The organism is uncultured Brevundimonas sp., assembly GCF_947305955.1.
Classification (GTDB): domain Bacteria; phylum Pseudomonadota; class Alphaproteobacteria; order Caulobacterales; family Caulobacteraceae; genus Brevundimonas.
Window position 1 is genome coordinate 24,855 of sequence record NZ_CAMZFB010000005.1, and the last position, 26,687, is coordinate 51,541.

Annotated in this window: 21 protein-coding genes; 12 read left to right on the plus strand and 9 right to left on the minus strand. The window is 62.5% G+C overall.

Features of this window, described 5'->3' with window-relative positions; all coding sequences use genetic code 11:
* Window positions 1–92: 92 nt before the first annotated feature.
* Window positions 93–1,892, minus strand: coding sequence for a heparinase II/III family protein (locus tag Q0Y42_RS02465; RefSeq protein WP_297799794.1), 1,800 nt, complete (start codon window positions 1,890–1,892; stop codon window positions 93–95).
* Window positions 1,889–2,557: a ribulose-phosphate 3-epimerase gene (gene rpe, locus Q0Y42_RS02470; RefSeq protein ID WP_297799796.1), complete on the minus strand. Its 669-nt coding sequence runs from the start codon at window positions 2,555–2,557 to the stop codon at window positions 1,889–1,891. Before rpe ends, Q0Y42_RS02465 begins: the two co-directional genes overlap by 4 nt.
* Window positions 2,558–2,769: 212 nt before the next feature.
* Here rpe and Q0Y42_RS02475 point away from each other — a divergent pair, with 212 nt between their 5' ends.
* Window positions 2,770–3,192: a DUF2141 domain-containing protein gene (locus Q0Y42_RS02475; protein ID WP_297799798.1), complete on the plus strand. Its 423-nt coding sequence runs from the start codon at window positions 2,770–2,772 to the stop codon at window positions 3,190–3,192.
* Between the two features lie 14 nt (window positions 3,193–3,206).
* Window positions 3,207–4,670 (plus strand): carotenoid oxygenase family protein, encoded by a 1,464-nt coding sequence (locus Q0Y42_RS02480; protein ID WP_297799800.1) that lies wholly within the window; start codon window positions 3,207–3,209, stop codon window positions 4,668–4,670.
* On the opposite strand, the gene Q0Y42_RS02485 is transcribed toward Q0Y42_RS02480, so the two are convergent.
* Together Q0Y42_RS02485 and Q0Y42_RS02490 are read right to left on the minus strand one after the other, a co-directional pair.
* Entirely contained in the window at window positions 4,671–5,423 is a 753-nt protein-coding gene (locus Q0Y42_RS02485) for a LytTR family DNA-binding domain-containing protein (RefSeq protein ID WP_297799802.1), read from the minus strand. It lies immediately after the preceding gene.
* A 15-nt stretch (window positions 5,424–5,438) separates the two neighbouring features.
* On the minus strand, window positions 5,439–6,170 hold the full coding sequence (locus tag Q0Y42_RS02490) for a TetR/AcrR family transcriptional regulator (protein ID WP_297799804.1): 732 nt from the start codon (window positions 6,168–6,170) through the stop codon (window positions 5,439–5,441).
* Between the two features lie 204 nt (window positions 6,171–6,374).
* Here Q0Y42_RS02490 and Q0Y42_RS02495 point away from each other — a divergent pair, with 204 nt between their 5' ends.
* The 6 genes from Q0Y42_RS02495 to odhB all read left to right on the plus strand — a co-directional run bounded on the left by Q0Y42_RS02495 (window position 6,375) and on the right by odhB (window position 17,503).
* Window positions 6,375–8,642, plus strand: coding sequence for a TonB-dependent receptor (locus tag Q0Y42_RS02495; protein WP_297799807.1), 2,268 nt, complete (start codon window positions 6,375–6,377; stop codon window positions 8,640–8,642).
* 125 nt (window positions 8,643–8,767) lie between these two features.
* Window positions 8,768–10,309, plus strand: a complete 1,542-nt coding sequence (locus tag Q0Y42_RS02500) for an MFS transporter (RefSeq protein WP_297799809.1) — start codon at window positions 8,768–8,770, stop codon at window positions 10,307–10,309.
* Window positions 10,310–10,486: 177 nt separating this feature from the next.
* Window positions 10,487–11,677, plus strand: a complete 1,191-nt coding sequence (gene sucC, locus Q0Y42_RS02505) for an ADP-forming succinate--CoA ligase subunit beta (protein ID WP_297799810.1) — start codon at window positions 10,487–10,489, stop codon at window positions 11,675–11,677.
* Window positions 11,678–11,709: 32 nt separating this feature from the next.
* A complete protein-coding gene (gene sucD, locus Q0Y42_RS02510) occupies window positions 11,710–12,612 on the plus strand; it encodes a succinate--CoA ligase subunit alpha (RefSeq protein ID WP_292050511.1) in 903 nt (300 codons plus the stop codon).
* 333 nt (window positions 12,613–12,945) lie between these two features.
* Window positions 12,946–15,957, plus strand: a complete 3,012-nt coding sequence (locus Q0Y42_RS02515; protein ID WP_297799812.1) for a 2-oxoglutarate dehydrogenase E1 component — start codon at window positions 12,946–12,948, stop codon at window positions 15,955–15,957.
* Between the two features lie 58 nt (window positions 15,958–16,015).
* A complete protein-coding gene (odhB, locus tag Q0Y42_RS02520) occupies window positions 16,016–17,503 on the plus strand; it encodes a 2-oxoglutarate dehydrogenase complex dihydrolipoyllysine-residue succinyltransferase (protein WP_297799814.1) in 1,488 nt (495 codons plus the stop codon).
* Window positions 17,504–17,571: 68 nt separating this feature from the next.
* Here odhB and Q0Y42_RS02525 read toward each other — a convergent pair whose 3' ends face one another.
* On the minus strand, window positions 17,572–18,432 hold the full coding sequence (locus Q0Y42_RS02525; RefSeq protein ID WP_297799816.1) for a hypothetical protein: 861 nt from the start codon (window positions 18,430–18,432) through the stop codon (window positions 17,572–17,574).
* Between the two features lie 152 nt (window positions 18,433–18,584).
* On the minus strand, window positions 18,585–18,851 hold the full coding sequence (locus Q0Y42_RS02530) for a DUF6356 family protein (RefSeq protein WP_297799817.1): 267 nt from the start codon (window positions 18,849–18,851) through the stop codon (window positions 18,585–18,587).
* A 148-nt stretch (window positions 18,852–18,999) separates the two neighbouring features.
* On the opposite strand from Q0Y42_RS02530, the gene Q0Y42_RS02535 reads away from it, so the two are divergent.
* The 3 genes from Q0Y42_RS02535 to Q0Y42_RS02545 all read left to right on the plus strand — a co-directional run bounded on the left by Q0Y42_RS02535 (window position 19,000) and on the right by Q0Y42_RS02545 (window position 22,834).
* Window positions 19,000–20,181 carry an acyl-CoA dehydrogenase gene (locus Q0Y42_RS02535; protein WP_297799820.1) on the plus strand — a complete coding sequence of 394 codons (1,182 nt, stop codon included), beginning with the start codon at window positions 19,000–19,002 and terminating at the stop codon, window positions 20,179–20,181.
* Window positions 20,182–20,265: 84 nt separating this feature from the next.
* Entirely contained in the window at window positions 20,266–21,366 is a 1,101-nt protein-coding gene (locus tag Q0Y42_RS02540; RefSeq protein WP_297799823.1) for a serine hydrolase domain-containing protein, read from the plus strand.
* A gap of 151 nt (window positions 21,367–21,517) precedes the next feature.
* Complete coding sequence (locus tag Q0Y42_RS02545; protein ID WP_297799826.1) at window positions 21,518–22,834, plus strand: trypsin-like peptidase domain-containing protein; 1,317 nt, start codon at window positions 21,518–21,520, stop codon at window positions 22,832–22,834.
* Window positions 22,835–23,109: 275 nt separating this feature from the next.
* Here Q0Y42_RS02545 and fabB read toward each other — a convergent pair whose 3' ends face one another.
* The 3 genes from fabB to Q0Y42_RS02560 all read right to left on the minus strand — a co-directional run bounded on the left by fabB (window position 23,110) and on the right by Q0Y42_RS02560 (window position 25,607).
* Complete coding sequence (fabB, locus tag Q0Y42_RS02550) at window positions 23,110–24,339, minus strand: beta-ketoacyl-ACP synthase I (RefSeq protein WP_297799828.1); 1,230 nt, start codon at window positions 24,337–24,339, stop codon at window positions 23,110–23,112.
* Between the two features lie 23 nt (window positions 24,340–24,362).
* Window positions 24,363–24,896: a 3-hydroxyacyl-[acyl-carrier-protein] dehydratase FabA gene (gene fabA, locus Q0Y42_RS02555; protein WP_297799831.1), complete on the minus strand. Its 534-nt coding sequence runs from the start codon at window positions 24,894–24,896 to the stop codon at window positions 24,363–24,365.
* 135 nt (window positions 24,897–25,031) lie between these two features.
* Window positions 25,032–25,607 (minus strand): SH3 domain-containing protein, encoded by a 576-nt coding sequence (locus Q0Y42_RS02560; RefSeq protein ID WP_297799833.1) that lies wholly within the window; start codon window positions 25,605–25,607, stop codon window positions 25,032–25,034.
* A gap of 55 nt (window positions 25,608–25,662) precedes the next feature.
* Between Q0Y42_RS02560 and Q0Y42_RS02565 the strand changes: the two genes are divergently transcribed.
* A complete protein-coding gene (locus Q0Y42_RS02565) occupies window positions 25,663–26,649 on the plus strand; it encodes a D-glycerate dehydrogenase (RefSeq protein ID WP_297799835.1) in 987 nt (328 codons plus the stop codon).
* Window positions 26,650–26,687: the final 38 nt, after the last annotated feature.

A 26,687-nucleotide genomic window follows, 5' to 3' on the forward strand; every position in this document is an offset into this window, starting at 1 on the left:
CCGCAAACCCTTGTGTGGCGGGCATTGCGGCCTTTTCAGTCTCGGCGGCTGTCATGGAAAATTCATCCGGAGACGGATGGCCCGACGCCCGATCACTCCTCGGCGGCGGGGGCCAGTTTCCAGCGGATCTTGGTTTCCGCATCGGTACGGGCCGAGCCACGCACCACGATTTGCAGCGAGCGGCGGGTCAGGCCGTCATCGATATGGACGGCGGTTTCGATGGCGATATCGGGACCGTCGCTACGGAACCACCAGCCCTTGCCCGAAGGGCCGCGCAACAGGATGGAGCGGCGGTCGCGGGCGAGGCTTGCCTGAACCTCGGGGTCCAGCTGGAAGCGCAGGGCATAGGGGGCCGCGATCCGTCCGACTTCCTGATCCCCTTCGCCGGGGCGCAGGCATTCCTCGGCGCGGATTTCGTCGCAGGTCTGGTCGATATAGATGCGGCGCATGTGCTTGAGCCCATACAGCGGCATCCACCCGTCATGCTCGACTTCCAGCCAGATGGCGGTGTCCGTCTGCTGATGGTCGCGCGTGATGGTCATCGGCTCGGAGATCAGCCGCGGGCCCAGAAGCTCGGCCTTCCAGCCGGACAGCGGCTCGCCGATCGGGCGTTCGCCCAGCGTCAGGGTCGAGGCCCCAGCCGAGAGGCGAAGGGCGTGGCGATCCGACGAGCGCGGCGTCCAGCCTGCCGAGGTGAACAGGCGATCCTTGCCGCCCACGACCTCGATAGCAGCCGGTTGACCGCAGGCAGTGGTGGCCCACGGGCCCGCCGCCGGACCTTCGACGTCCAGCATCAGTGTCAGTTGGGGCGATGACACACGCACAATGCCGCCGACCACGCTGGCGGGCGGGGGCGCAGGCTCGTCATCATGGGCGCGCGCCGCCTGAACCCGCTCGCGGGTCGAGGGGCCGCCGCCTTGGAAGATGGCCAGACGCTTGTCGGGCAGGACCTGACTGCGAAGCGCGATGGTCAGGCGCGAAATGGCCTCGGCCACGGCGGGCGGCGTGGGCACGGAAATCTGCGCCAGCGCATCGTCCAGCGTCAGCAGGTCGAGCAGCAGTTCCATACCCAGTTCCGGTGCGCGCGAGGCATGGGCTCCGTCCTCGCGGATGGACTGGTCCAGAGCCTGAGGCAGCTTTTTGAGCGCCTTGTTCCTGAGCTTTTCACCGATAGGGCCGGTGAGGGTGCAGCCCGCGATCGCGGCAGCGACCAGACGCTCGGCCCTTCCTCGCGCCCCGAAAGGTGGGCGCAGCAGCTGGCGGGTCTGGCGGGCCAGGGTATCGGCCAGCTTCTGGGCGTCGGGTGCGTCTGCTGCCGCGGCCAGCCGCTTGGCGGCACAGGCCAGATTATAGACGCGGCGGGACAGGACTTCGGGCGACCACGAAAAGGGCGACCACTGTGAAAACGTGTTCAGCCAGCCCATGACCATGGCCAGAGCGTCGCGGGTGCCGCGCTCGCCCTGTTCGAGCATGATCGGGAGCCAGTTGAAGCTGTGCAGTTCAACGGCAAAGGCGCGGGTCGGCGTGGGCTGTTCCCACATCTGGCGCGGGTCGTCGGACTCGAGCGTCAGCCCCAGAAGCGTCAGCTTGCCGCCCAGCAGCGGGCGCGCCGTTTCTTTGGGAACGGGGCGGAAATCCTTGGGCGTGATGGCAAAGGTCTGGCCATTGGCACCGCCCAGCGTCAGGCCGTAACCCGGCAGGCCATAGAGTTCGACCCACAGCTGACGCGACAGCAGCGCCTTGGCGATGGCCCCCATCAGGGCCGGAGAGGTGCGCTGGCTACCGTGTGTGGGCAGGGGCGTGCGGACGGGCGCACCCTTCAGACCGGGGATGTGGCCTTCGGAGAGGGGGGTCTCGCTATCGCGCGGGGCGAAGGGGCCGATAGGCTTCATGCCGTTTTCAGTGCCTGAATGTTGGTGGCGTAGGCGTCAGGCCCACCCTTGAATACAAACGAACCCGCGACAAGGGCATCGGCACCGGCGGCAACGCAGGCACCGGCATTGGCCGCGACCACACCGCCATCGACCTGCAGGTGGGCGTGTGAGCCCGCCGCATCCAGAATGGCGCGGGCGCGCTCGATCTTGCGCAGTGAGCTGTCGATGAATTTCTGACCGCCAAAGCCCGGATTGACCGACATGATCAGCACCAGATCGACCATCTCCACGCACTCTTCCAGTACGCTCAGCGGCGTGGCGGGGTTGAAGACCAGTCCGGCCTTGGCCCCCAGCTGGCGGATCTGGCCCAGGGTGCGGTGGACGTGCGGGCCGCTTTCGGGGTGCACGCTCATGATGTCCGCGCCCGCCGCGCGATAGGCTTCCAGCCAGTTATCGACGGGTGCCACCATCAGGTGCACGTCGAACGGCAGCGTCGTGTGCGGGCGCAGCGCCTTTACCACATCCGGGCCGATGGTGATGTTCGGCACGAAATGGCCGTCCATGACATCGACGTGGATCCAGTCCGCCCCCGCAGCTTCCAGCGAGCGGATTTCCTCGCCCAGTTTGGAGAAGTCACTGGCGAGGATGGACGGGCAGATCAGGGGAGCGGTGCGCTGGGTCATGACAGCAGGACTTACGGCCCCAGCCCGTGATCGGCAAGGCTCTGCGGTTGCGACAGGTTTTCGGGCGCGTTCACTCGCGCTTCGTGAACGAGCAGGGGTGTTCACTGGCGAAACCCGCAAGGGCAAGGGCGCAACAGCGATGGCGGGCATCGGCGGGGCCGAGCAGGAAGGGGACATCAACACGTCGCCGCCCGAACCGAAGAGGCCCCGCTATGAAATCTGTTTTCACCATCCTGAGCCTGGCACTTGCCCTGACTGCCGCTGCAAACGCCCATGCTGAAGAAGCACGTCTGACCTTGAAGGTGGATGTCGGCACGCCGTCCGGCACGGTACAGGTCGCGGTCTATGACAGCGAGGATGCCTATGAGCACGGCAACCCCGTGCGCGTGGCCAATATCGATGTCGCCCATGGCCAGTCCGAGGTCGTGTTCGAAGGGCTGACGTCGGGTGACTATGGCATCAAGGCCTTTCACGATGTGAACGGTAATGGCCGGATGGACACCAACCCCTTCGGCCTGCCGGTCGAACCCTATGCCTTTTCCAATAATGCGGTTGGCAATATGGGACCAGCCAAATGGGACCGCGCCCAGTTTGCGGTGTCGGGCCAAACCGACCACCAGCTGACTCTGCGTTGAGAAGGATAAGGACGATGGATTTCTCGCGACGCTCATTCCTTGGCGCATCGGCAGCGATGGCGGCGGCTTCGGTCTTGACGCCGGACCGCAGCTTTGCGCGGGCCGCTCTGGATCAGGCTCACAACTGGGAGCTGGCAACAGCGGATGTGGCGGGCGATGTCGCGCCGCGCATGCTGGAACTGGTGCATGGCCGTGTGCCTGCCGGACTGAAGGGCACGCTTTACCGAAATGGTCCCGCACAGTTCCGCCGCCCCGGGGGCTCGGCCCAGCACTGGTTCGATGGCGACGGCATGGTCCGGCGCTGGCACATCGAAGACGGTCAGGTGCAACTGACGGCCCGTTTCGCCGACACGCGCAAACGCCGTCAGGAAGAAGAAGCCGGTGCCATGTTGATGCCCGGCTTTGGCACCCTGCCTGATCCGCGTGCGCGGATTGGCTCATCCGATGACGTCAATCCGGCCAACACTTCGGTGCACAAGGTCGGTGACAAGCTCTGGGCCCTGTGGGAGGCAGGTTCTCCGGTCGTACTCGATCCCGTGACGCTGGAGACGCAGGACTATATGACCTTCCGGCCCGATCTGAAGGCCATGCCGTTTCTGGCCCACCCCCGGATCGAGCCGGATGGCACCATCTGGAATCTGGGTCTGAATGGTCGGAACGCCATTGTCTGGCATCTGTCACCGGAGGGCAGTCTGCGGGCCGCGGAGATGATCGAGCTGCCGATGGCCAGCTATGTGCACGACTTCTCGGCGACGGCGCGGCATCTGGTGATCCTGCTGCAGCCGTGGGTGCATACGCGGAACATCATGCCGCTTTCGGCCGCCTATGAGTGGAAGCCGGAGCTTGGGTCCAAGGTTCTGGTCATCGACAAGGATGACCTGAGCCAGCGCCGGATTTTCGATCTTCCGCCGATGGGCTTCTTCCATGTGGGCGATGCGTGGGAAGAGGCCGACGGTACCATCCGTTTCGATGTGGCCGCCCATCCCGACATGGCGTTTGCCGCACGCGGAGCCAGCGATATTCTGAACGGCGTGCCGCTGGATCATCAACCCGCCCATCTGGGTCTGGTGGTGTTGGGCACGGACGGGCGCGGGCGGTTGGAAAGCACGGGCGTTATCGCCGAGTTCCCGCGCAGTGACCCGCGCCGTGCCGGCTTGGCGCGCCGTTTCTGCATCCACACCACGGGATCGCGCGACGGTACGCCCTTGGCCTCGGCCATCGGTGTGACGGATTGGGCTTCGGGCCGGACCCGCAGCTTCAGCTTCGGGGCCGACCATATCGTTGACGAGATGGTCTATGTGCCCAAAACCGGCGCAACGGCAGAAGAGGACGCCTGGCTGATCGGTCCCAGCGTCAATCTGAAGGCCGGTGTCAGCGAGCTTCACCTGCTGGATTTGGCCCGTGTCGAGGATGGTCCGGTCTGCACATGGCGTGCGGATGTGGCGCTGCCCGCGGCCTTCCACGGCAACTGGGTCTAATCACCACCATCCGGCTTCGCGCAGGGTGCGGGCGTAGCGGCGGCTGACGGGGACGCGGGTGTCGTCCGGAAGTGTCAGGGTCGCACGCCCGTCACCGCGCGCCACGTCGCATACGGCCTCGCGCGCCACCCACCAGCTGCGGTGGGTCTGGCCTCCCTCAAGTCCGTCCAGTTCAGCCAGCGCATCCGACAACCGCATCAGGATCAGGTCCGAGCCCCGATCGGTGTGCAGGCGCAGATAGTGGTCCTCGGCCTGCACGGCCCACAGTGCGGCCCCTTTGAGTTTCATCGGCAGGCGCTCGAGGAAGCGTGCGGGCGGCTGGCCTGCCACCTTATGGGTTTCCACCGTCGCCGACTTGTCCACCAGCACATTGATCGCGGACAGAACCACGGTGATGAGCAGGACAGGCAGGAAGAAGTGGGGCAGGTGGTGAAGTGACGGGCCTTCATTCCAGAACAGCAGCGCTGTCGTCAGCCACACGGTCAGTGTGATCGGCACCGACATCATCAGCGACAGCAGTACTACCTCCAGCCATGGGCGGTCATCGGTATCAACCAGACGGCGCAGTAGAGGCGAGCAGAGCGTGCTCCACAGACCGCCCCCGACAATGAGCGGTACCCAGTAGATCAGCCGCTCCCATAGTGGGGCCGAAGCCGATCCAAAGGCACCGCTAAAGGCCAGAAAGCCTCCCGCCAGACAGCCAATGAGAACGCCGCGAAGCTTCGGGCGGTGTTTGAGTACGGACAGGGACATGTGTCAGTTCTGGGGTCAGTTCTGGCAAACGGCGCGGAAGCCCGCAGCGGCGAATTTGACCATGTGGTCGCAGGCGGCACCCAGATCGCCCGACTTGCAAAGGCCGCCGGACAGGCGGTCGATACGGCCCGTCTCGCCAAGGGTCAGCGTCAGGGCACCCGACAAATTGTGCCACGCCCAATAGAGCTGGGTATCGGTGGCCTCTGGCAGGATTTCGCGCACCAGCTCCAACAGACGACGAATGGCAGGGTCGAAATAGCGGGCCATGGTCTCGCCGCCAAATGCGGGGTTGGCATTGGTCTGGGCGACCAGTGCCGCATAGTGTTTCCAGCCCGGACCACCTGTCAGGGACCATTGGAACGGCGGGCGTAGAAAGGCTTCGAACAGCCCTTCCAGTGTCATCCCCTCGCCATCCTGGGCGCAGGTCTCGTGATAGCGGTTGATGGCCGCCACACGCTCGGCATTCCACACCTCGGCGCGCCGGATAAAGACCGCATCGAACAGCTCCTTCTTGGAGCCGAAATAATAGTGGACCAGCGCCGTATCGACGCCGGCCTCGCGGGCCACCTCGCGGATGGTCACACCATAAAAGCCGTGCTGCGAGAAAAGCCCCTCGGCGGCATTCAGGATGGAATCGCGGGTGTCGGACCCGCTGTCATCCTTGACCTTCTTCGGGCGGCCGCGACGGGCGGGCTTGGGCTCGACAACAGCCGTGGCCGTGGGCTTCGGCGATGTGTCGTCGGGCATGGGGGGAGCGCTGCGGCTGGAGGTCATGCGGCTAGGCTAGCAACCTTGTGTCCCCCTGTGCAACGGCGCCACAGCCACGGTGGACCTGTGTTCCACGGACGATGTTGTCGTTGACAGCCCGCCTATTAGCCGTCACACCTCAAGAAAATCATTGAACGCTGAATAAAAAGCGTCTGCAGGTAGGAAACAGAGGGGACTTTCAAAATGAACCGTATGGTGAAGTGCGCCTTGATGGCAGGCGCTGCCCTGAGCGCAATTGGCACGGCTGCCTATGCTCAGGACGGTAGCGGCATCGCCGCGACCTCGGTCGAAGACATTATCGTCACCGCCCGCCGCACCGAAGAATCCGCCCAAAAGACGCCGCTGGCGCTGACGGCCTTCTCGGGTGAATCGCTGGAGCGTACCGGCGCGCAACAGGTCACCGACCTGCAAGGCGCTGTGCCGAACCTGAACCTCGTTCAGGGCCGCGGCTCGTCGAACTCGACCAACATCTATATCCGCGGCGTCGGCCAGCCGGACAGCCTGCAAACCTTCGACCCTGCCGTCGGCGTCTATGTCGACGACGTCTATTATTCGCGTATTCGCGGCACCCAGTTCGACCTGCTCGACCTCGAGCGCGTTGAAATCCTGCGCGGTCCGCAAGGCACCCTGTATGGCAAGAACACCATCGGTGGTGCCATGAAGCTGGTGTCGCGCCGTCCGGGTCAGGAATTCCGCGCCCGTGGCTCGGTGGCCTATGGCGAATACGACCTGATGGAAGTCCAGGGCGCTGTGTCGGGTCCGGTGTCGGACAATCTGGCGCTGGGCCTGTCGGTCCTGCATTCCGAGCGTGGTGGTTATGTCACCGATCCGGTGACGGGCGCTGAATACAACGACAAACACTCCCAAGCCGTGCGCGGTAGCCTGGCATGGGATCCGACGTCGAACTTCCGCATCGACTTCAACGCCGACTATTCGAAGGATGACGCTGGTCTGACCGTGGGTCAGGCCCAGAACACCCTGACCAACCTGCTGGGTGTTCCGGCCTATCTGGTTCCGGCACAAACGCCGGAGTTCAACTTCAAGACCCGCACCACGCCGGGCCTGCCGAACGAAACCCGTCTGGAAACCTGGGGCACGGCCCTGCGTATGACGTGGGACCTGTCGGACAAGCTGAGCCTGAAGTCGATCACCAGCTATCGCGAGCTGAACACCGACGACTATATCGACTTCGATGCGACCGAACTGGAAATCGCCGACGCCCTGGTGGCCGTTGACCAGAACCAGTTCAGCCAGGAGTTCCAGCTGACCTACACCGGCGACCGCGTGAACGCCGTGGCTGGCCTGTACTACCTGAAAGAAGAGGTCTCCTCGCATCAGGAAAGCTACAACGACGACCTGACCAAGGGTCTGGTCTTCCCGCCGCTGTGGAACGGTGACTACACCTTCACCCGTTTCATCGACGACGATCTTGAAACCACGTCCAAGGCCATCTTCGGTAACATCAGCTATGACGTGACCGACGCCCTGCGTATCTCTGCCGGTGTCCGCTACACCGAAGAGGAAAAGCTGTACGACCGCTTCACCTATGTGGCCTCGGACTCGCCGTTCCTCGTGTCGCAGTACGGTTTCGCTCCGCCCAAGGGTACGTGGGACGACACCTCGCTGATGATCTCGGCTGACTATCAGCTGTCGCCGGATGCCATGGTCTATGCCCGCTATTCGCAGGGCTTCAAGTCGGGCGGCTTCAACGGCCGCGCCAACTCGGGCACCGAGGCAACCGCCTATGATCCGGAAACCGCAGACACCATCGAAGCCGGTGCCAAGACCACCTTCTTCGACCGCCGTCTGCGCCTGAACTTGGCGACCTTCTTCACCAAGTACAAAGACTTCCAGGCCCGCGTGTCGGGTGTCGAGAACGACCCGATCACTGGCGTGCCGGTCGGCGTTCTGTCGGTCATCAACGCCGGCGCACTGGAAATCTTCGGCTTTGAAGTCGAAGCCGTGGCCCGCCCGACCGCCGGCCTGACTCTGGACGCCCAGATCGGCTTCCTCGATGCCGACTACAAGGAGTTCAACGACGCCCGCTTCCTGAACTTCGACGGCTCGCGCGCCTTCCAGGATCCGGCCTTCTCGCCGAAGTGGACCCTGCGTTTCGGTGGCCAGCACGAGTGGTCGCTGGGCAATGGCTCGTCGCTGACCGTCGGCGCTGCGGCCAAGTACCGCTCGCGCATGGCTCTGGCCGTGGACAACACCCTAGCTGACTCCACCATCCCGCTGGAGAGCATGTATCAGGACAGCTACTGGCTGTACGACGCCCGCGTCGTCTGGTCGGACGCTTCGGATCGCTATTCGATCGGCCTGTACGGCCAGAACCTGACCGACGAAGTCTATAAGACCGACGCGCAGGAGTTCTCCTCGATCGGTAACATCCGCACGGCCTACTTCGGTGCGCCGCGCACCTGGATGATCAAGTTCTCGGCCAAATACTAAGCCGTGGCGGATCACCGCTGAGTGATGAAGAGGGGCGGCGGTCTACACCGTCGCCCTTTTTCTTTTGCATAAGGCCCGCGCCCCGTTACCGTCGGGCCTTGGGAGTTTACGGAAGGGGAAGTGGCATGAGCCATGAAAAGGCTGCAGGCCTAGCTGCCGGTGTCGCGGGAAGCGAGCCGCAGGCACCGTCGCCAGCTTACCGCTATTACGTGCTGGCCATTCTCGTCTTTGTGTACATGCTGAACTTTGTGGATCGCCAGATCATCGGCATCCTCGCGGCCCCGCTGAAGGCCGAGTTCAACATGAGCGACAGCCAGTTCGGCCTGCTGGGCGGCATCGCCTTTGCGTCGGTCTATTCGACGCTGGCCATCCCGCTGGCATGGCTGGCCGACCGCTCCAGCCGCGTCTGGATCATGACCGGTGCCCTGACCGTCTGGTCGGGCTTTACCGCCCTGTGCGGCGTGGCCGGATCTTTTGGCCAGCTCTTCCTGTTCCGCATGGGTGTGGGCGTGGGCGAGGCGGGCGGCGTGGCTCCGGCCTATTCGCTGATCGCCGACTATTTCCCCCCGAACCAGCGTGCGCGCGCCATGGCGGCCTTTGCCTTCGGTATTCCGTTGGGGACGGCGGGTGGCACCCTCGTCGGGGGTCTGCTGGCGGCTGAGTACGGCTGGCGCACGGCCTTTGTCGTGGTGGGCATTATCGGTGTGATCATCGCGCCCATCCTTCGTCTGACGGTCCGTGATCCCAAGCGCGGCGGTACCGATGCCGCTGCGGCTGCCGCCGTGGCGACTCCGCAGCCGGCCCCCGTCGCCGCTGCACCGAACGATACCGGTCTTGGCAAGAAGGTCGCGCTGGCCTGTTTCGGCATCGCGGGTATTTTCGCCGGTCTGGGTGTGCTCAGCCTGATGGGCGTGGGCATGGACAATCCGGTGGTGCCCTTCTTCGGCGCGGGTCTGATGTCGGTCATCGGCATTTCGCTTTGGCTGGCCAAGGCGACGGGCTCGGTCATCATGAGCAAGAAGAGTTTCTGGTTGCTGTCGCTGGGGGCCGCATCGTCTTCGGTCTGTGGCTATGGCGTCGCGGGCTGGCTGCCGTTGTTCTTTATGCGTAGCTTCAACCTGACCCTGTCACAGGTCAGCTGGTACTATGCCGGTATCGCCCTGATCGGTGGTCTGTTGGGCATCTGGATGGGTGGCGCGGTCGCCGACAAACTGGCCAAGCGGTCCAAGGCTGCCTATCCGCTGGTTCCGGCGGTGGCCTTCATCATCTCGGCACCGTGTTTCATTCTGGCGATGAACTCTCCGGCCATCATCGGCATGCTGCCCGGTGGCGGCAGCCCCGCGCTCGCCCTGACCATCGCCTTCCTGATCTTCCTGATCCCCACGGGTCTGAATCTGGCGTGGCTGGGTCCGATCACCGCCGCGGTCCAGCATCTGGCCCCCGCGCCGATGCGCTCGACCGCCTCGGCCATCTTCCTGCTCATCAACAACCTGCTCGGGTTGGCGGTCGGATTTTTCTACTTCGGGTGGATGAGCGATCTTCTTCGCCCTGCCTTCGGTGAGGAAAGTTTGCGTTGGGCAATCTATACGGGAATGGGCTTTTATCTTCTCGCCTCGGTGCTGCACTTCAGTGCATCGCGCACTTTGCCGAAAGACTGGACCGATTAAGTTTCCCTAGCGGAGCCTTATAACCTCTTGAGGGCCGTACGTTTCCAGCGTGCGGCCCTTTTGCATTGTAACTCTTCTTGTGAGGCATAATGCGACTGACTGTTGCACTGCAGAACCCGCAGTGCCTATAAGCGCGACCAAAGTTTCCCCAAACCTCTCCAATGGCGCGGATCTAATATGAACATTCACGAATATCAGGCCAAACAGGTCCTCAAGGCCTACGGCGCACCGGTCGCTGACGGCGTCGCAATCACCTCGGCAGATCAAGCCGAAGCTGCTGCCAAGCAACTGCCTGGCCCGCTCTACGTCGTGAAATCGCAAATCCACGCCGGTGGCCGTGGTAAGGGCAAGTTCAAGGAACTGCCGGCTGACGCCAAGGGCGGTGTCCGTCTGGCCTTCTCGATCGAGGAAGCCGTGGCCCACGCCAAGGAAATGCTGGGCAACACGCTCGTTACCGCCCAGACCGGCGAAGCTGGCAAGCAGGTGAACCGTTTGTACATCGAAGACGGTGCCGACATCGCCCGCGAACTCTACTGCTCGCTGCTGGTTGACCGCTCGGTCGGCCAAGTCGCTTTCGTCGTCTCGACCGAAGGCGGCATGGACATTGAAGCCGTTGCCCACGACACCCCGGAAAAGATCCACACCATCGCGATCAATCCGGAAGCCGGCGTCACCGACGAGAACGTCGCTGCCATCTCGGCCGCTCTGGAACTGACCGGCCAAGCCGCTGAAGACGCCAAGTCGCTGTTCCCGATCCTGTACAAGGCCTTCGTCGAGAAGGACATGGACCTGCTCGAGATCAACCCGCTGATCGTTATGGAAAACGGTCACCTGCGCGTTCTGGACGCCAAGGTCTCGTTCGACGGCAACGCCCTGTACCGCCACGAAGACATCCGCGCCCTGCGCGATGAGACCGAAGAAGACGCCAAGGAAATCGAGGCCTCGAAGTGGGACCTCGCTTACGTGGCCCTCGACGGCAACATCGGCTGCATGGTGAACGGCGCTGGTCTGGCCATGGCGACCATGGACATCATCAAGCTGTACGGCAAAGAGCCGGCCAACTTCTGCGACGTCGGTGGCGGCGCCGGTAAGGAAAAGGTCGCTGCGGCCTTCAAGATCATCACCGCTGACCCGAAGGTGGAGGGCATCCTCGTCAACATCTTCGGCGGCATTATGAAGTGCGACGTCATCGCTGAAGGCGTTGTCGCCGCTGTGCAGGAAGTCGGTCTGAAGGTTCCGCTGGTCGTCCGTCTGGAAGGCACCAATGTCGAACTGGGCAAGAAGATCCTGAACGAGTCGGGTCTGGCCATCACCGCTGCTGACGATCTGGACGACGCCGCCCAGAAGATCGTCGCCGCTGTCGCCTAAGCCCTGCACACCAGAATTCAGAGAACAGACACATGTCCATCCTCGTCAATAAAGACACCAAGATCATCGTGCAGGGCCTGACCGGCAAGACCGGCGGCTTCCACACCGAACAGGCTCTGGCCTACCACGGCACCCAAATGGTTGCCGGCGTGCACCCGACCAAGGGCGGCACCAACTGGACCGGTTCGCACGGCGAAACCCTGCCGATCTACGCTTCGGTTGCCGAAGCCAAGGACGCCACCGGCGCGACCGCCTCGGTCATCTACGTCCCGCCGGCAGGTGCTGCTGACGCCATCATCGAAGCCATCGAAGCCGAGATCCCGTTCATCACCTGCATCACCGAAGGCATTCCGGTGCAGGACATGGTCCGCGTCAAGGCTCGCCTCGACCGCTCGAACTCGCGCCTGCTGGGCCCGAACTGCCCGGGCATCATGACCCCGGACGAGTGCAAGATCGGCATCATGCCGGGCTCGATCTTCAAGAAGGGCAACGTGGGCATCGTCTCGCGTTCGGGCACCCTGACCTATGAAGCCGTGTTCCAAACCACCAACGAAGGCCTGGGCCAAACCACGGCTGTCGGCATCGGTGGTGACCCGGTCAAGGGCACCGAGTTCATCGACGTGCTGGAAATGTTCCTGGCCGACGAAGAAACCCAATCGATCATCATGATCGGCGAAATCGGCGGCTCGGCCGAAGAAGACGCCGCTCAATTCCTGATCGACGAAGCCAAGAAGGGCCGCAAGAAGCCGATGGCTGGCTTTATCGCCGGTCGTACCGCGCCGAAGGGCCGCACCATGGGCCACGCCGGTGCAGTCGTTTCGGGCGGCAAGGGCGATGCAGAGTCGAAGATCGCAGCCATGGAAGCCGCTGGCATCCGTGTCTCGCCGTCGCCGGCACGTCTGGGCAAGACCCTGGTCGAAGTCCTCAAGGGCTAAGACCTGTCCGATCCAAGGATCGGATAAACCGAAAAAAGAAGGGCGGCGGAGTTCATCTCCGTCGCCTTTTTTCATGCGTTAAGAGTTGGTGAAGTCACGCGGGCCTAACAGGATGATGCGAGCCTTTCCGCGGCGATAAGGAACGATTTTCGCCGTTGGCAAGGCTTTACAGTGGTCTGGAACTCGCAAAGGGGCGTTTTTTATGCCGCTTTCGACGAATTTCCTCCCGTTTGGCCATTCTAGGGCCATGACCGCGGAGGAAAGAGGGCCTATATGGGCTTCGCTCGTGGGCGCTTTTCATGCGTCCGCGGTGGAATAGGATGTGTGAGAAAAATGGCGGACGATGCAGGTCGGCTGAATCAGGTCTTTGCCGAGACCTCTTTCCTTTACGGTGCGAACGCGGCCTTCATTGAAGACCTGCACGAGAAATGGGCCAATGACCCGTCCTCGGTGTCTGGCGAATGGCGCTCTTTCTTCGATCAGCTGAAAGACAATGCCGATCTGGTCAAGCAATCGGCGGGTGCCGGTTCGTGGGGCCGCAACCGTGGCGAAGAGCCGACGGAAGAAACGGCTGTGTTCGATGGCCGCTGGCCGGCTCCGAAGGCTGACCCCAAGGCGGGCAAGCCGGGCGCACGCCCTGCCGCTCCGGCTCCGGCCGCTGACGGTTCGCTGACCGCAGACCACGTTCGTGCCGCCGCGCACGACTCCATCCGCGCCCTGATGCTGATCCGCGCCTATCGCGTGAACGGCCACCTGGCTGCGAACCTCGACCCGCTGGGTATCGAGAAGCCGGTCGTCCATCCGGAACTGACCCCCGAATTCTACGGCTTCACCGCTGCCGACATGGATCGCAAGATCTTCCTCGACGGCGTGCTGGGCCTTCAAACCGCCTCGCTCAACGAGGTGATGGAAATCCTCAAGCGCACCTACTCGGGCACCATCGGTGTCCAGTACATGCACATCTCCGAGCCGGAAGAAAAAGCCTGGCTGCAGGAGCGCATCGAAGGTGCCGACAAGTTCGAGAAGAACGCCTTCACCAAGGAAGGCAAGCTGGCCATCCTGAACAAGCTGATCGAGGCCGAAGGCTTCGAACGCTTCCTGCACAAGCGCTTCCCGGGCACCAAGCGTTTCGGCCTGGACGGCGGTGAAGCCATGGTCCCGGCCATGGAACAGATCATCAAGCGCGGTGGCTCGCTGGGCGTTGATGAAATGGTCTTCGGCATGGCCCACCGTGGCCGTCTGAACATGCTGGCTGCCGTCATGGGCAAGCCGTACAAGGCCATCTTCCACGAGTTCCAAGGCGGTTCGACCGTTCCGTCGGACATCGAGGGTTCGGGCGACGTGAAGTACCACATGGGTGCTTCGTCCGACCGCGAGTTCGACAACAACAAGGTCCACCTGTCGCTGACGGCCAACCCGTCGCACCTTGAAATCGTCAACCCGGTCGTTCTGGGCAAGTCGCGCGCCAAGCAGGCCTTCGACATCCGCGAGGCCAACGCTGGCAAGCCGGAAGCCGAATGGGCTCTGGACCGCTCCAAGGTGATGCCGGTCCTCATCCACGGTGACGCCGCCTTCGCCGGTCAGGGTGTTGTGGCTGAATGCTTCGCCCTGATGGGTCTGAAGGGCTATCGTACCGGCGGTACGATGCACTTCGTCATCAACAACCAGATCGGCTTCACGACGGCACCGCGCAACTCGCGCTCTACCCCGTATCCGTCGGACGTGGCCCTTATGGTTCAGGCTCCGATCTTCCACGTGAACGGTGACGATCCGGAAGCTGTGGTGTTCGCCGCCAAGGTCGCGACCGAATACCGTCAGAAGTTCCACAAGGACGTTGTGGTGGACATGTTCTGCTACCGTCGCTTCGGTCACAACGAAGGCGACGATCCGACGTTCACCCAGCCGCTGATGTACGCCAAGATCAAGAACCAGCCGTCGACGCGCGAAATGTACTCGCAGCGTCTGGTGGCCGAGGGCGTGATCACCCAGGCCGAAGTTGACGCACAGGTCGCTAAGTTCGAAGCCTTCCTCGACGCCGAGTTCGAAGCGGGCAAGACCTTCAAGGCCGACAAGGCCGACTGGCTGGACGGCAACTGGAAGGGTCTGGAAGCCGAGAAGGCCGAGGACGCTGCATGGCGCGGCTCGACCGCCGTTCCGGCTGAAAAGCTCAAGGACTATGGCGCTCGCCTGACCTCGATCCCGAACAGTGTTGACGTCCACAAGACCCTGAAGCGCGTTATCGACGCCCGCCGCGAAACCGTCGCTGCTGGCGAGAACATCGACTGGGCGACCGCTGAAAGCCTCGCTTTCGCTTCGCTGGTCGACGAAGGCTACAACATCCGCCTGTCCGGTCAGGACTCGGTGCGCGGTACCTTCTCGCAACGTCACTCGGGCATCACCGACCAGACCACCGAAGAGCGCTACTTCCCGCTGAACAACCTGCGTGAAGGCCAAGGCCACTTCGAAGTCATCGACTCGGCCCTGTCGGAAGAAGCCGTCCTAGGCTTCGAATACGGCTACTCGCTGGCCGATCCGAACACCCTGACCCTGTGGGAAGGCCAGTTCGGCGACTTCGTGAACGGTGCACAGGTCGTGATCGACCAGTTCATCTCATCGGGCGAGCGCAAGTGGCTGCGTATGTCCGGCCTGACCATGCTTCTGCCGCACGGCTATGAAGGCCAAGGCCCCGAGCACTCCTCGGCCCGCCTCGAGCGCTTCCTGCAGCAGTGCGCCGAGAACAACATGCAGGTCGCCAACTGCACCACCCCGGCCAACTACTTCCACATCCTGCGCCGTCAGCTGCACCGCGAGTTCCGCAAGCCGCTGATCCTGATGACGCCGAAATCGCTGCTGCGTCACAAGAAGGCCGTCTCGTCGCTGGCCGACATGGCCGAGGGTTCGTCCTTCCACCGCGTGCTGCGCGACGACGCCGAGCTGCGTCCGACCGTCGCCGGTGTCTCGCTGAAGTCCGACAAGGACATCCGCAAGGTCATCGTCTGCTCGGGCAAGGTTTACTACGACCTGCTCGACGCCCGCGAAAAGGCTGGCATCAACGACATCTACATCCTGCGTCTGGAACAGTTCTATCCGTGGCCGATCAAGTCGATCTCGGCTGAACTGGCCCGCTTCCCGAACGCCGAACTGGTGTGGTGTCAGGAAGAGCCCAAGAACATGGGTGGCTGGACCTTCGTTGATCCGTGGATCGAGCTGACCCTCGAGAAGCTGGACGTGAAGGCCAAGCGTGCACGCTATGTGGGACGTCCGGCTTCGGCCTCGACCGCTGCGGGCCTGATGAGCCGCCACCTGAAGGAACTCGAAACCTTCCTCGCCGAGGCCATGGCTTAATCGCCGTTGTCGCACTAGAACGTATTTAACGACCCGTTACGAAAAAGAGCCCCCTGAAATGGCTGATATTCTGACCCCTGCTCTCGGTGAATCCGTGACCGAAGCCACCATCGCCAAGTGGACCAAGAAGGTCGGCGAAGCGGTGAAGAAGGACGAGATCCTCGTCGAGCTGGAAACCGACAAGGTTTCGCTGGAAGTCGTCGCGCCTGCCGACGGCGTTCTGGCCGCCATCAACGCTGGCGAAGGCGACACCGTGGTTCCGGGTACGGTTCTGGGTCAAGTTTCGGAAGGCGGCGCTGCGGCTGCCTCGGCTCCGGTTGCTGAAGCGCCTGCCGCTGCGGCTGCTCCGGCTGCCGCTGCCGGTGGCGCGTCGGTCGACGTCGCCGTCCCGACCATGGGCGAGAGTGTCGCCGAGGGTTCGGTTGGCAACTGGCTGAAGAAGTCGGGCGACACCGTCGCCAAGGACGAGCTGCTGGTCGAAATCGAAACCGACAAGGTCGCCGTCGAAGTTTCGGCTCCGGAAGCTGGCGTTCTGACCATCAACGTGGAAGCCGGCGCTGCCGTCACCCCGGGTCAGGTCATTGCCACCATCTCGGCCTCGGGCGCTGCCGCTCCGGCCGCTCCGAAGGCTGCCGCTCCGGCTCCGGCTGCTGCTCCGGCTGCCGCTGGCGCGCACCTGTCGCCGTCGGTCCAGCGCGTGGTTTCGGAAAACAACCTGAACCCGGCCTCGATCGCCGCTTCGGGTCCGAAGGGCAACATCACCAAGGCTGACGCCATCGCCGCCATCGGCGCTGCTGCTGTGGCTCCGGCTGCGGCTGCTGCACCGTCGGCTCCGCGTGAACTGGCTCCGCGCGAAGAGCGTGTGAAGATGACGCGCCTGCGTCAGACCATCGCCCGTCGCCTGAAGGAGTCGCAAAACACTGCGGCCCAGCTGACCACCTTCAACGAAGTCGACATGACCAATGTCATGGCCCTTCGCGCTCAATACAAAGAGCAGTTCGAGAAGGCCCACGGCGTGAAGCTGGGCTTCATGTCCTTCTTCACTAAGGCTGTTGTCGCCGCACTGAAGGAAATCCCGGCCATCAACGCCGAGATCGACGGCACCGACATCATCTACAAGAACCACTACGACATCGGCATCGCCGTCGGCACCGACAAGGGCCTGGTCGTTCCGGTTCTGCGTAACGCCGAAGACCTGTCGCTGGCCGGTATCGAAAAGGGTATCGCCAACCTCGGTAAGGCTGCCCGTGACGGCACCCTGAAGATGGAAGACATGCAAGGTGGTACCTTCACCATCACCAACGGCGGCACCTACGGCTCGCTGATGTCGACCCCGATCCTCAACGCTCCGCAATCGGGCATCCTGGGCATGCACAACATCGTGCAGCGTCCGATGGCCGTGAACGGCGAAGTGAAGATCCGTCCGATGATGTATCTGGCCCTCAGCTACGATCACCGCATCGTCGACGGTAAGGAAGCCGTGACCTTCCTGGTCCGCATCAAGCAGCTGCTGGAAGACCCGCAGCGCGCTCTGCTGGACCTGTAAGAATAGGCATCCGATCTACGGAAAATAGAGACGGCGGCATCTTCGGGTGCCGCCGATTTTATTAGGGTCTAAATTTCTTTAATAAAATCAACGATATCGATTTTTACTAGCTCTCCAGAGCGATAACCTTTGCGTGCTAGAACAACTATTTCAGCACGACGTAATGCTGCAGCAGTATATGAGTTCTCGGATTGCTCGAACTGCGGGTCTGATACCTTGGCCATAAGGTAACCTTCACGCTCGGGATTATGGATATATAAGCCGCTGGTGTGGAAGCGAAAACCATCAGTCTTGAGCTGAAGTTCCTCAAGCTTGCTCCATGTGAGGGAGGCGAGCTCCCTTATTGTATCAGCCTCATCACTATTCACAGTTATGGCTGCGGAATGCCCTGTTGTGATTCTGGCACTTGTAGAAGATCGACCAACAGGAGCAATAAACTGTTCTAGAGATTTTTGCTGCATACTAAGAGTTTCGCGCAGTAAGCCGATATAGGCCATGCGTTCCTCATGAGCGCGTTCTTCACTGGAATTACGAGCTGTGAGGTGGTCACGATTCATGTCGGCTAAAGCTTGCAAGGATTTCTCCGCGATATCTGGGCGACCGCTAAACTTTGCTATGACGGCCTTCCACCATTCGCTCAAAAACTCGCCAATTACATGTTGAGCAATGGGCAATCCTAAAGAGAGTGTCCAGAAAGAATCTTGGAGTAATCCGGGTATATCATAAGAGCCAGCGAGTGGTTCTTTTACCTTAACTATAATGTTTGGGCGTTCTCCGCGCTTTGGCGGGCGTTGTAAGCAAAGTATTATAAGTCCATCGGACGTTATTTTGTCTGCGCCCTGAAGAGAAATACCTAGCAATCTCATATCGAGAGAGTGTGCGTCGGCATCTCCTCCTTCATATGTTATTCGAAATAATGGATCTTCCATTACAGCCCCTGTCAGTCCCCATAACGAGGTTATGGTGGCCAACAGTTAAAAGACCATTGTTATTAGTTTAAGCTAAGCAGCTGGACTGATCAGCAAGAATTCCGAGACGTGGTTTCACAAAGACCGTTGATGAGCGTGCCTCTACCCAATAATCACAGCCCGACGTCCCAGACGCCCGCGTTTCGCATACGCTCTTCGCGGGCTTCATTGGCGCGGCGGGTCATGCCCGGTTCCATCTCGCGCACAGCGTCCGAGACGGTCGACTTGTGCAGGCCCGGTATGACCGCATGGATGAAGGCACAGCCCGCCAGCTTCAGCAGTTTGCCGCAAAAGCCCAGCGACGCCCCCATGTGCTCGAAGTAGGTCTCACCCACTTCCTGAGGATGTTCTTTGAACAGGCGGTGGAAACGCGAAGACATGATAAAGCCGGAATTTGCGTCGGATCTTGCTCTACCCGACGGGACTATTTTGTCCTAAACCGCTCCGGATAACAGGGGTTCCGTTGTCACGTCGCAATGAATTCGATGTGAACTTGCGCTTGGAGCCGGAAATTTAAGAGGAAATGCCATGGCTGATGCGTCCGCTCAAACCTTCCGCTGGGATGACCCGTTCGATCTGACCGGCCGTCTGACCGACGAAGAGAAGATGGTGCAGGACGCCGCCCGCTCCTATGCCCGCGAAGCCCTGCTGCCGCGCGTGGTGGCTGCGTTCCGTGACGAGACGTTCGACCGCTCCATCATGACCGAGATGGGCGAGATGGGCTTCCTCGGTGCCATGCTGCCGGAACAGTACGGCGGCTCCGAAGCCAGCCACGTCGCCTATGGCCTGATCGCCCGCGAGATCGAAGCCGTGGACAGCGGCTACCGCTCGGCCATGTCGGTGCAGTCCTCGTTGGCCATGTATCCGATCTATGCCTTCGGCTCCGAAGAGCAGAAGATGAAATACCTGCCCAAGATGGCGGCGGGTGAACTGGTCGGCTGCTTCGGCCTGACCGAGGCCGACGGCGGCTCCGACCCCGCCTCGATGAAGACGACCGCTGTGGCCGTGGACGGTGGCTATCGTCTGAACGGCGGCAAATACTGGATCACCAACTCGCCCATCAGCGACCTCGCCGTCGTCTGGGCCAAGCTGGACGGCAAGATCCGTGGCTTCATCGTCGAGCGCGATTTCGAGGGTTTCACCACGGGGAAGATCGGCGACAAGCTCAGCCTGCGCGCCTCGGTCACCGGCGACATCGGCCTGAACGATGTGTTTGTGCCCGAAGCCAACATCCTGCCGGGCGTACAAGGCCTGCGCGGCCCGTTCTCCTGCTTGAACAAGGCCCGCTATGGCATCGCATGGGGCGCTATGGGCGCCGCCGAGTTCTGCCTGCACGCCACGCGCGACTATGTCGCCGAGCGCGTCCTGTTTGGCCGCCCGCTGTCGGCGCGCCAACTGGTGCAGAAGAAGCTGGCCGATATGCAGACCGAAATCTTCCTTGGTTTCGAGGGAGCCTATGCCCTTGGCCGTCTGCTCGACACAGGCGCATGGGTGCCGGAAGCCATCAGCCTGATGAAGCGCAACAACTGCGGCAAGGCCCTGGCCATCGCGCGTGAGGCCCGCGACATGCACGGCGGTGCCGGTATCACGGGCGAACTGCACGTCATGCGCCATGCCATGAACCTCGAGACCGTGAACACCTATGAGGGTGCGCACGACGTCCACGCCCTTATTCTGGGCCGTGCCATCACGGGTGAGGCCGCGTTCTAAGGGTTTGAAACCCTACGACGATTTAATCTGTTGAACGCTGATTTGCCGCAACGGCAGAGTTATAGACAGGGCGGAGGATTTCTCATGCCCAATCTCAAGCTCCTGTCGTTTGCGGCACTGGCCACTGCCCTTCTGCCGTCGGCGGCTCTGGCACAAACCGATATCTCGGCCCAGCTGCAGCCGCTGATCGCGAGAACGGATGTGCCGGCGGTTACGGCCCTGACCATCCGCAACGGCGTGGTCACCGCCGAGGGCAGCGCAGGGGTGCGCGACACGCGCTCTGGCGCGCCTGTGGCAAACGGCGACGCGTGGCACATCGGGTCGGACAGCAAGGCCATCACCGCCACCATGATTGCCCGTCTGGTCGAACAGGGCGTCCTGTCATGGGATGCGACACTGGCCGAGATGATGCCGACGCTGGTCGAGGGCATGAACCCCGCTTTTGCCTCGGTACGTCTGGAGGACCTGCTGCCCCACCGTGCGGGCCTCGTGGACATCATCGGTCTGGATGAAACCCTGGCCTATTTCAACGACAGCCGCCCCCTGCCGGAACAGCGTCTGGAATATGTGACGCGGGCGCTGGCCATGGATCCTGTGGCACCGGCGGGAACCACCTCCAACTACAGCAACAGCGGCTATGTTCTGGCGGCGGTGATCGCAGAGACCAAGACGGGCCGTCCCGTCGAGGACCTGATCCGCGAACTGGTGCTCCAGCCTCTGGGTATGGCCTCGGCAGACTTCGGTGCGACCGTCGAGGGCGAGCCCTTGGGCCACGAGGGCGGACAGCCACTGACGGGTGTCATGGCCGACAATCCGGCGGTGCTGGCTCCGGCGGGCGAACTTCACATGAGCCTTGGTGACTGGGCGAAATTCGTCATCGACCAGATGCGTGGCGAAAAGGGCGAGGGCCAGCTGCTGAGCGCCGAAAACTATGCCCGCCTGCACAGGCCGCAGGGCGAGACCAATACGGCGCTGGGCTGGGGCGTCATACCGGTATTTCGCGGTATCGAAGGCCCGCTTCTCTCGCATGTCGGCTCCAACGGCTATTGGCGGGCAATGGTTGTGGCGCGACCGGCCAATGACAGCGCCCTGCTGACGGTTGTGAACTGCGGCGACGGTTGCGATGCCGCCGCTGTCAATCGCGCGACCCTCGACGCGCTGGCGGTCGAGACGCTGAAAGATTGAGCCGCTGAGACATTGAACCGCGGTGATGGGAACGGCGGGCCCTGTTTGCCATTGATATGAAGCATGCAGGGTTCTGCCATTCGCCGGTGTCGGCTTGGTGCCATAGGCCTTTGCGTTATAGTGCTATGCCAAACCTATCCGGAGGAACCCCATGTCCCACATCCGCGCGGCCCTGACGGCCACCGCACTTGGCCTGACCGTAATGGTGGCCAACGGCCTGTCGCCGGATGTTGCGCGTGCGCAGAACCAGCGGATCGGCGTTGATCCGGCACGCGGCGTCTATTCGTTTGCGCCCAATCTGGAACATGCGCTTCCGGCGGTTGTGAAGGTGATGGCGCTGGGCCGTCCGTCCGCGACCTCGGATGACGGTCCCAAGCCCATTCAGGGCGGATCGGGTGTGATCATCGATGCCGCCAACGGCATCATCGTCACCAACCATCACGTGATCGACGGTGGCCGCAGCTTTACGGTCGATCTGCCCGATGGCCGTTTCTTTGATGCCGAGCTTCTGGGCGGTGACGAAGACACCGACATCGCGGTCCTCAAGGTCAAGGCCACGGGCCTCACCCAGGTGGCACTGGTCGATTCCGACAATCTGCGTACGGGCGATATGGCTTTTGCCGTCGGCTATCCGCTGGGGTTGGACCAGACCCTGACCATGGGTGTGATCTCGGGCCTGAACCGCACGGGACGCGGCGACACCATTGAAGACTATATCCAGACCGATGCGGCGGTGAACTCGGGCAACTCGGGTGGTCCGCTGCTGGACAGCCGTGGCCGTCTGATCGGCATCAACACCTCCATTCTTTCGGGCGGTCTGGGGGGCGGTAATGACGGTATCGCCTTTGCTGTCCCGACCCGCATCATGCGTTTTGTGGTCGACCAAATCCTGAGCCACGGCGAGGTCCGTCGCGGTGAGGTCGGCGTGGTGGTCGGCTCCCTGACGGCGCAGCGCGCGCGCGAACTGGGTCTGACCTTTGTCCGTGGTGCCATTGTCTATGACGTGGCTCCGGGCTCGCCTGCCGAGCAGGCTGGGCTGCGTCGCGGTGATGTCCTGACCAGTCTGGATGGCCGTCCGATGAGCAATGGCGGTTCGGTTCAGGCGGCAGTGGGGATCTCGACGGCGGGCCAGCGCCTGCCGGTCGTCTATATGCGCGATGGCGTGGAGCGTAGCGGCGTCATGACCGTCGCCGAACCTGTAAAGGATCAGGTGCTGGTCGGCCAGACCGAAGCCATCGGCCGCGGCCTGACGGTGCGTGCGGTCACCAACGGCCTTCAGGTCCGCGTGGTCGAGGCGGGCACCATCGCTGCCTCGGTCGGCGTGAAGGCGGGCGATGTGATTACCGCCATCAATGGCCGCACCGTCCGTTCGCTGGCCGATTTCAAACAGGGTCTGGAGGGCGCGGACAAGCTGAGCCTGACAGCCCGGCGCGAGGACGAGGAGTTGACCTTCGACCTGATCCGCTAGGCTCCGCGATCAGCGCAAGAAAAAAGCCCGTCGACGTGAAGTCGGCGGGCCTTTTCTTTGTCTGGAGGTGTCGGTTCACCAATACCTATTTACGCGGGTCCGCCCAGGGGGCTGGGGGGGCTGTTCAGGGTCCGGGCCAACCCGATACCGATGAACCGACATAGGGATCATTGATATCCAAGCGGGTAAGTTCTGGACCGAACCGTGTCCGTTTGAAGGTATTTGCAGCGGGACGAAGCAATGTTTGCTGTCCCGCCGCAGTCATTTTCGACCAATCAGATCTTCGACATGATCAGGGTGGCATTGGTGCCACCGAAGCCGAAGCTGTTGGACATGACGTGCTTCAGCTCGCCGTCGTGGCGCTTCTGAAGGATCGGCATGCCCTCGAACTCGGGGTCGAGGTTCTCGATGTGGGCGCTCTCGGCGGCAAAGCCGTGCTTCATCATCAAGAGGCAGTAGATGGCTTCCTGAGCGCCGGCGGCACCTAGCGAGTGGCCCGTCAGCGACTTGGTCGAGGAAATCATCGGCATGGCCTCGCCAAAGACGTTGCGGACCGCGTTCATTTCCTTGGCATCACCCACCGGCGTCGAGGTGCCGTGCGGGTTCAGGTAGTCGATCTTCGGATTGCCCGCCATTTCGAGGGCGATCTTCATGCAGCGTTCGGCACCTTCGCCCGAGGGGGCGACCATGTCGTAACCGTCGGCATTGGCACCATAGCCGGTGATTTCGGCATAGATGGTGGCCCCACGGGCGACGGCGCGCTCGTATTCTTCCAGAACGACAATGCCCGCACCGCCAGCGATGACGAAGCCGTCGCGGTCCTTGTCATAGGCGCGCGAGGCGACCGAGGGCGTGTCGTTATAGTTGGACGACATGGCACCCATGGCGTCGAACATGTTCGACATCGACCAGTCGATGTCCTCGCAGCCACCGGCGAACACCACGTCCTGCTTGCCCCATGCGATCTGCTCGGCAGCGGCACCGATGCAGTGGGCCGAGGTCGCGCAGGCCGACGAGATCGAATAGTTCACGCCGCGGGTCTGGAACCAGGTCGACAGCACAGCCGACGGGCCTGAAGCCATGGCCTTGGGCACAGCGAACGGGCCGACACGCTTGGGCGAGCCCTTTTCAGCGGTAATCTGGGCCGACTGCAGGATGACCTGGGTGGACGGGCCACCTTCGCCGACGATCACGCCGGTGCGGTCATTCTTGATGTCCTCGGCGTCGATGCCGGAATCCTTGAGGGCTTCCTCAAAGGCGATGTGCGCCCATGCGGTGCCGTTGGCGAGGAAGCGGGCCGCGCGACGGTCGACGCGCGGGGTCCAGTCTTCGGCGGTCGCGCCGAGGGCGGGCGGTGCCCACACCTGCGAGCGGAAGCCGTATTTGGCGTGGTCCGGAGCATGCTGGATGCCCGAGCGGGCTTCCTTCAGCGAGGCAACAACCTCGTCCTGACCGGTGCCGATGGAAGAGACGATACCGATACCGGTGACAACGACGCGACGCATGTGCGTATCCTTCGGCTTTGTCTTTACGCTTCGGTCGTTTCGGCGGTCGCGCCGAACAGACCCACCCGCATGTCATTGCAGGTATAGATAACTTCGCCGTCGGCCTCGAGCACGCCATCGGCGATACCCATGACCAGCTTGCGGTTGATTACGCGCTTCAGGTGGACCTTATAGACCACCTTCTTGATGTCAGGCGTGACCTGACCGGTGAACTTCACCTCGCCGACGCCCAGGGCGCGGCCGCGGCCCGGACCGCCTTGCCAGCCGAGGTAGAAGCCGACCATCTGCCACATGGCGTCCAGGCCCAGGCAGCCCGGCATCACCGGGTCATTGATGAAGTGGCACTGGAAGAACCACAGGTCAGGGCGGATATCGAGCTCGGCCTCGACATAGCCTTTGCCATAGTTGCCGCCATCGGAGTTGATCTCGACGATACGGTCGAACATCAGCATGGGCGGGGCCGGCAGTTGGGCATTGCCCGGGCCGAAAAGCTCGCCACGGCCGGAGGCCAGCAGGCCTTCAAGATCAAACGACGACGGGTATTGGGACTGGCTCAAAGTCTATGGGCTCCGAAAGGACAGGATATCGGGTTACACGACACGGCGTATCGGCTCAACTCCGCTAAGGTAGAGTCGGCGTAAATACAGCCGCGCTAGAAGGGCTGATAGCGGGCGACAGCCCTTATATAGGGATCAGTTCGGCTCGCGCCCGGGGCCTGCCGGCCGCGAGGCGTTGCACAGGGCGCGTTCTTGCGTCCCGAACACCGAGCGGGCGTTGATCCAGCCACGGATCTTGCGGGCGCGAACGCGGCACCATCCATCCTCGCACTCGTCCAGCGCCACCAGCGAACGGGGCGATAATGTCGCACGCACCGCGGCGCTGTCAGAGCGGCCCGTGCGTATGGGAAGGGGCTCGTTGGTGCGGTTGAAGACGCTGCGACGGCCCGAGGCGACGGTGCGATGGATCCAGGCCACCGAGCCGTCGGGGTCACAAATCTTGCGCCACTCGCGGGTCTCGGCGATCACCTGTACCGGCAGTCCCGCGGTGCGGTATTCCCACATGATGGGGTAATCCAGCCCCGGACCCTGACGGGCGCGGACACGATTGGACTTGAGGGACACCCAGCGCGGGACCTCCAATCCGGTCGGTGTGGGGCGACCCGAGGGCATAACCGTGCTACCGCCAGCGAGAACCGCTGTCGCAATGACTGCCGCCACTACTCCCGAGCGACGGAAACTTTTGATCCTGGCCGCAGCTTTGATAGACACATCCAAACTCTAAGATCGGCGGGTGAAATCCCCGCAGGAAACCCCAGGGCCCCTTATGTCCGTCCGCAAGCTTAAGGTCGTGTTAACCAGACGACTGCCTGACGCCATCGAAACCCGAATGCGTGAGTTGTTCGACGCCGAACTGAACCTCACCGACAAGCCGATGGATCAAGAAATGCTGGCCGCTGCCCTACAGCGCGCTGACGTTCTGGTGCCGACGATCACAGACCGCATTGATGCCGAACTTATCAATGGGGCGGGCGATCAACTGAAAATGATTGCAAATTTCGGGGCCGGTGTGGACCACATCGACGTCGAGGCCGCTGTCGCCCGCCGGATCATTGTCTCCAATACGCCGGGCGTTCTGACCGAGGATACGGCGGACATCTGTATGTCGCTAATCCTGTCGGTCAGCCGTCGCATCGTCGAAGGGGCCAATGTCGTCACCGAGGGCCAGTTCAAGGGCTGGACCCCGACGTGGATGTGCGGGCGCAAGCTGTATGGCAAGCGTCTGGGCATTGTGGGTATGGGCCGCATCGGTCAGGCGCTGGCGCGCCGGGCCAAGGCCTTTGGCATGCAGGTCCACTATCACAACCGCAAGCCGGTGCCGGACATGGTGGCCGAGGAGCTGGGCGCGACCTATTGGGATGATCTGGACCAGATGCTGGCCCGTATGGATGTGATCAGCCTGAACTGTCCGGCGACCAAGGACACCCACCACCTGTTGTCGGCCGAGCGTCTGGCCCTGCTGCAGCCGCACGCCATCCTGATCAACACCGCCCGTGGCGAGCTGATCGATGAAGAGGCACTGGCCGAGGCGGTGAAGAACCGCGCCATCTTCGGCGTCGGTCTGGACGTGTTCGAGCATGAACCGGCTGTGCATCCGGGTCTGGTGGGGCACCCGAACGTGGTGCTGCTGCCCCACCTTGGCTCGGCCACCATCGAAGCGCGTCAGGACATGGGCGAGCGCGTTATCGCCAACATCATGACCTTCCAGAACGGCCACCGCCCGCCCGATCGCGTAATTCCTGCGATGCTCTGACCAAATCCGGAATTTCATGTTACGCCTGCACTTGGGGT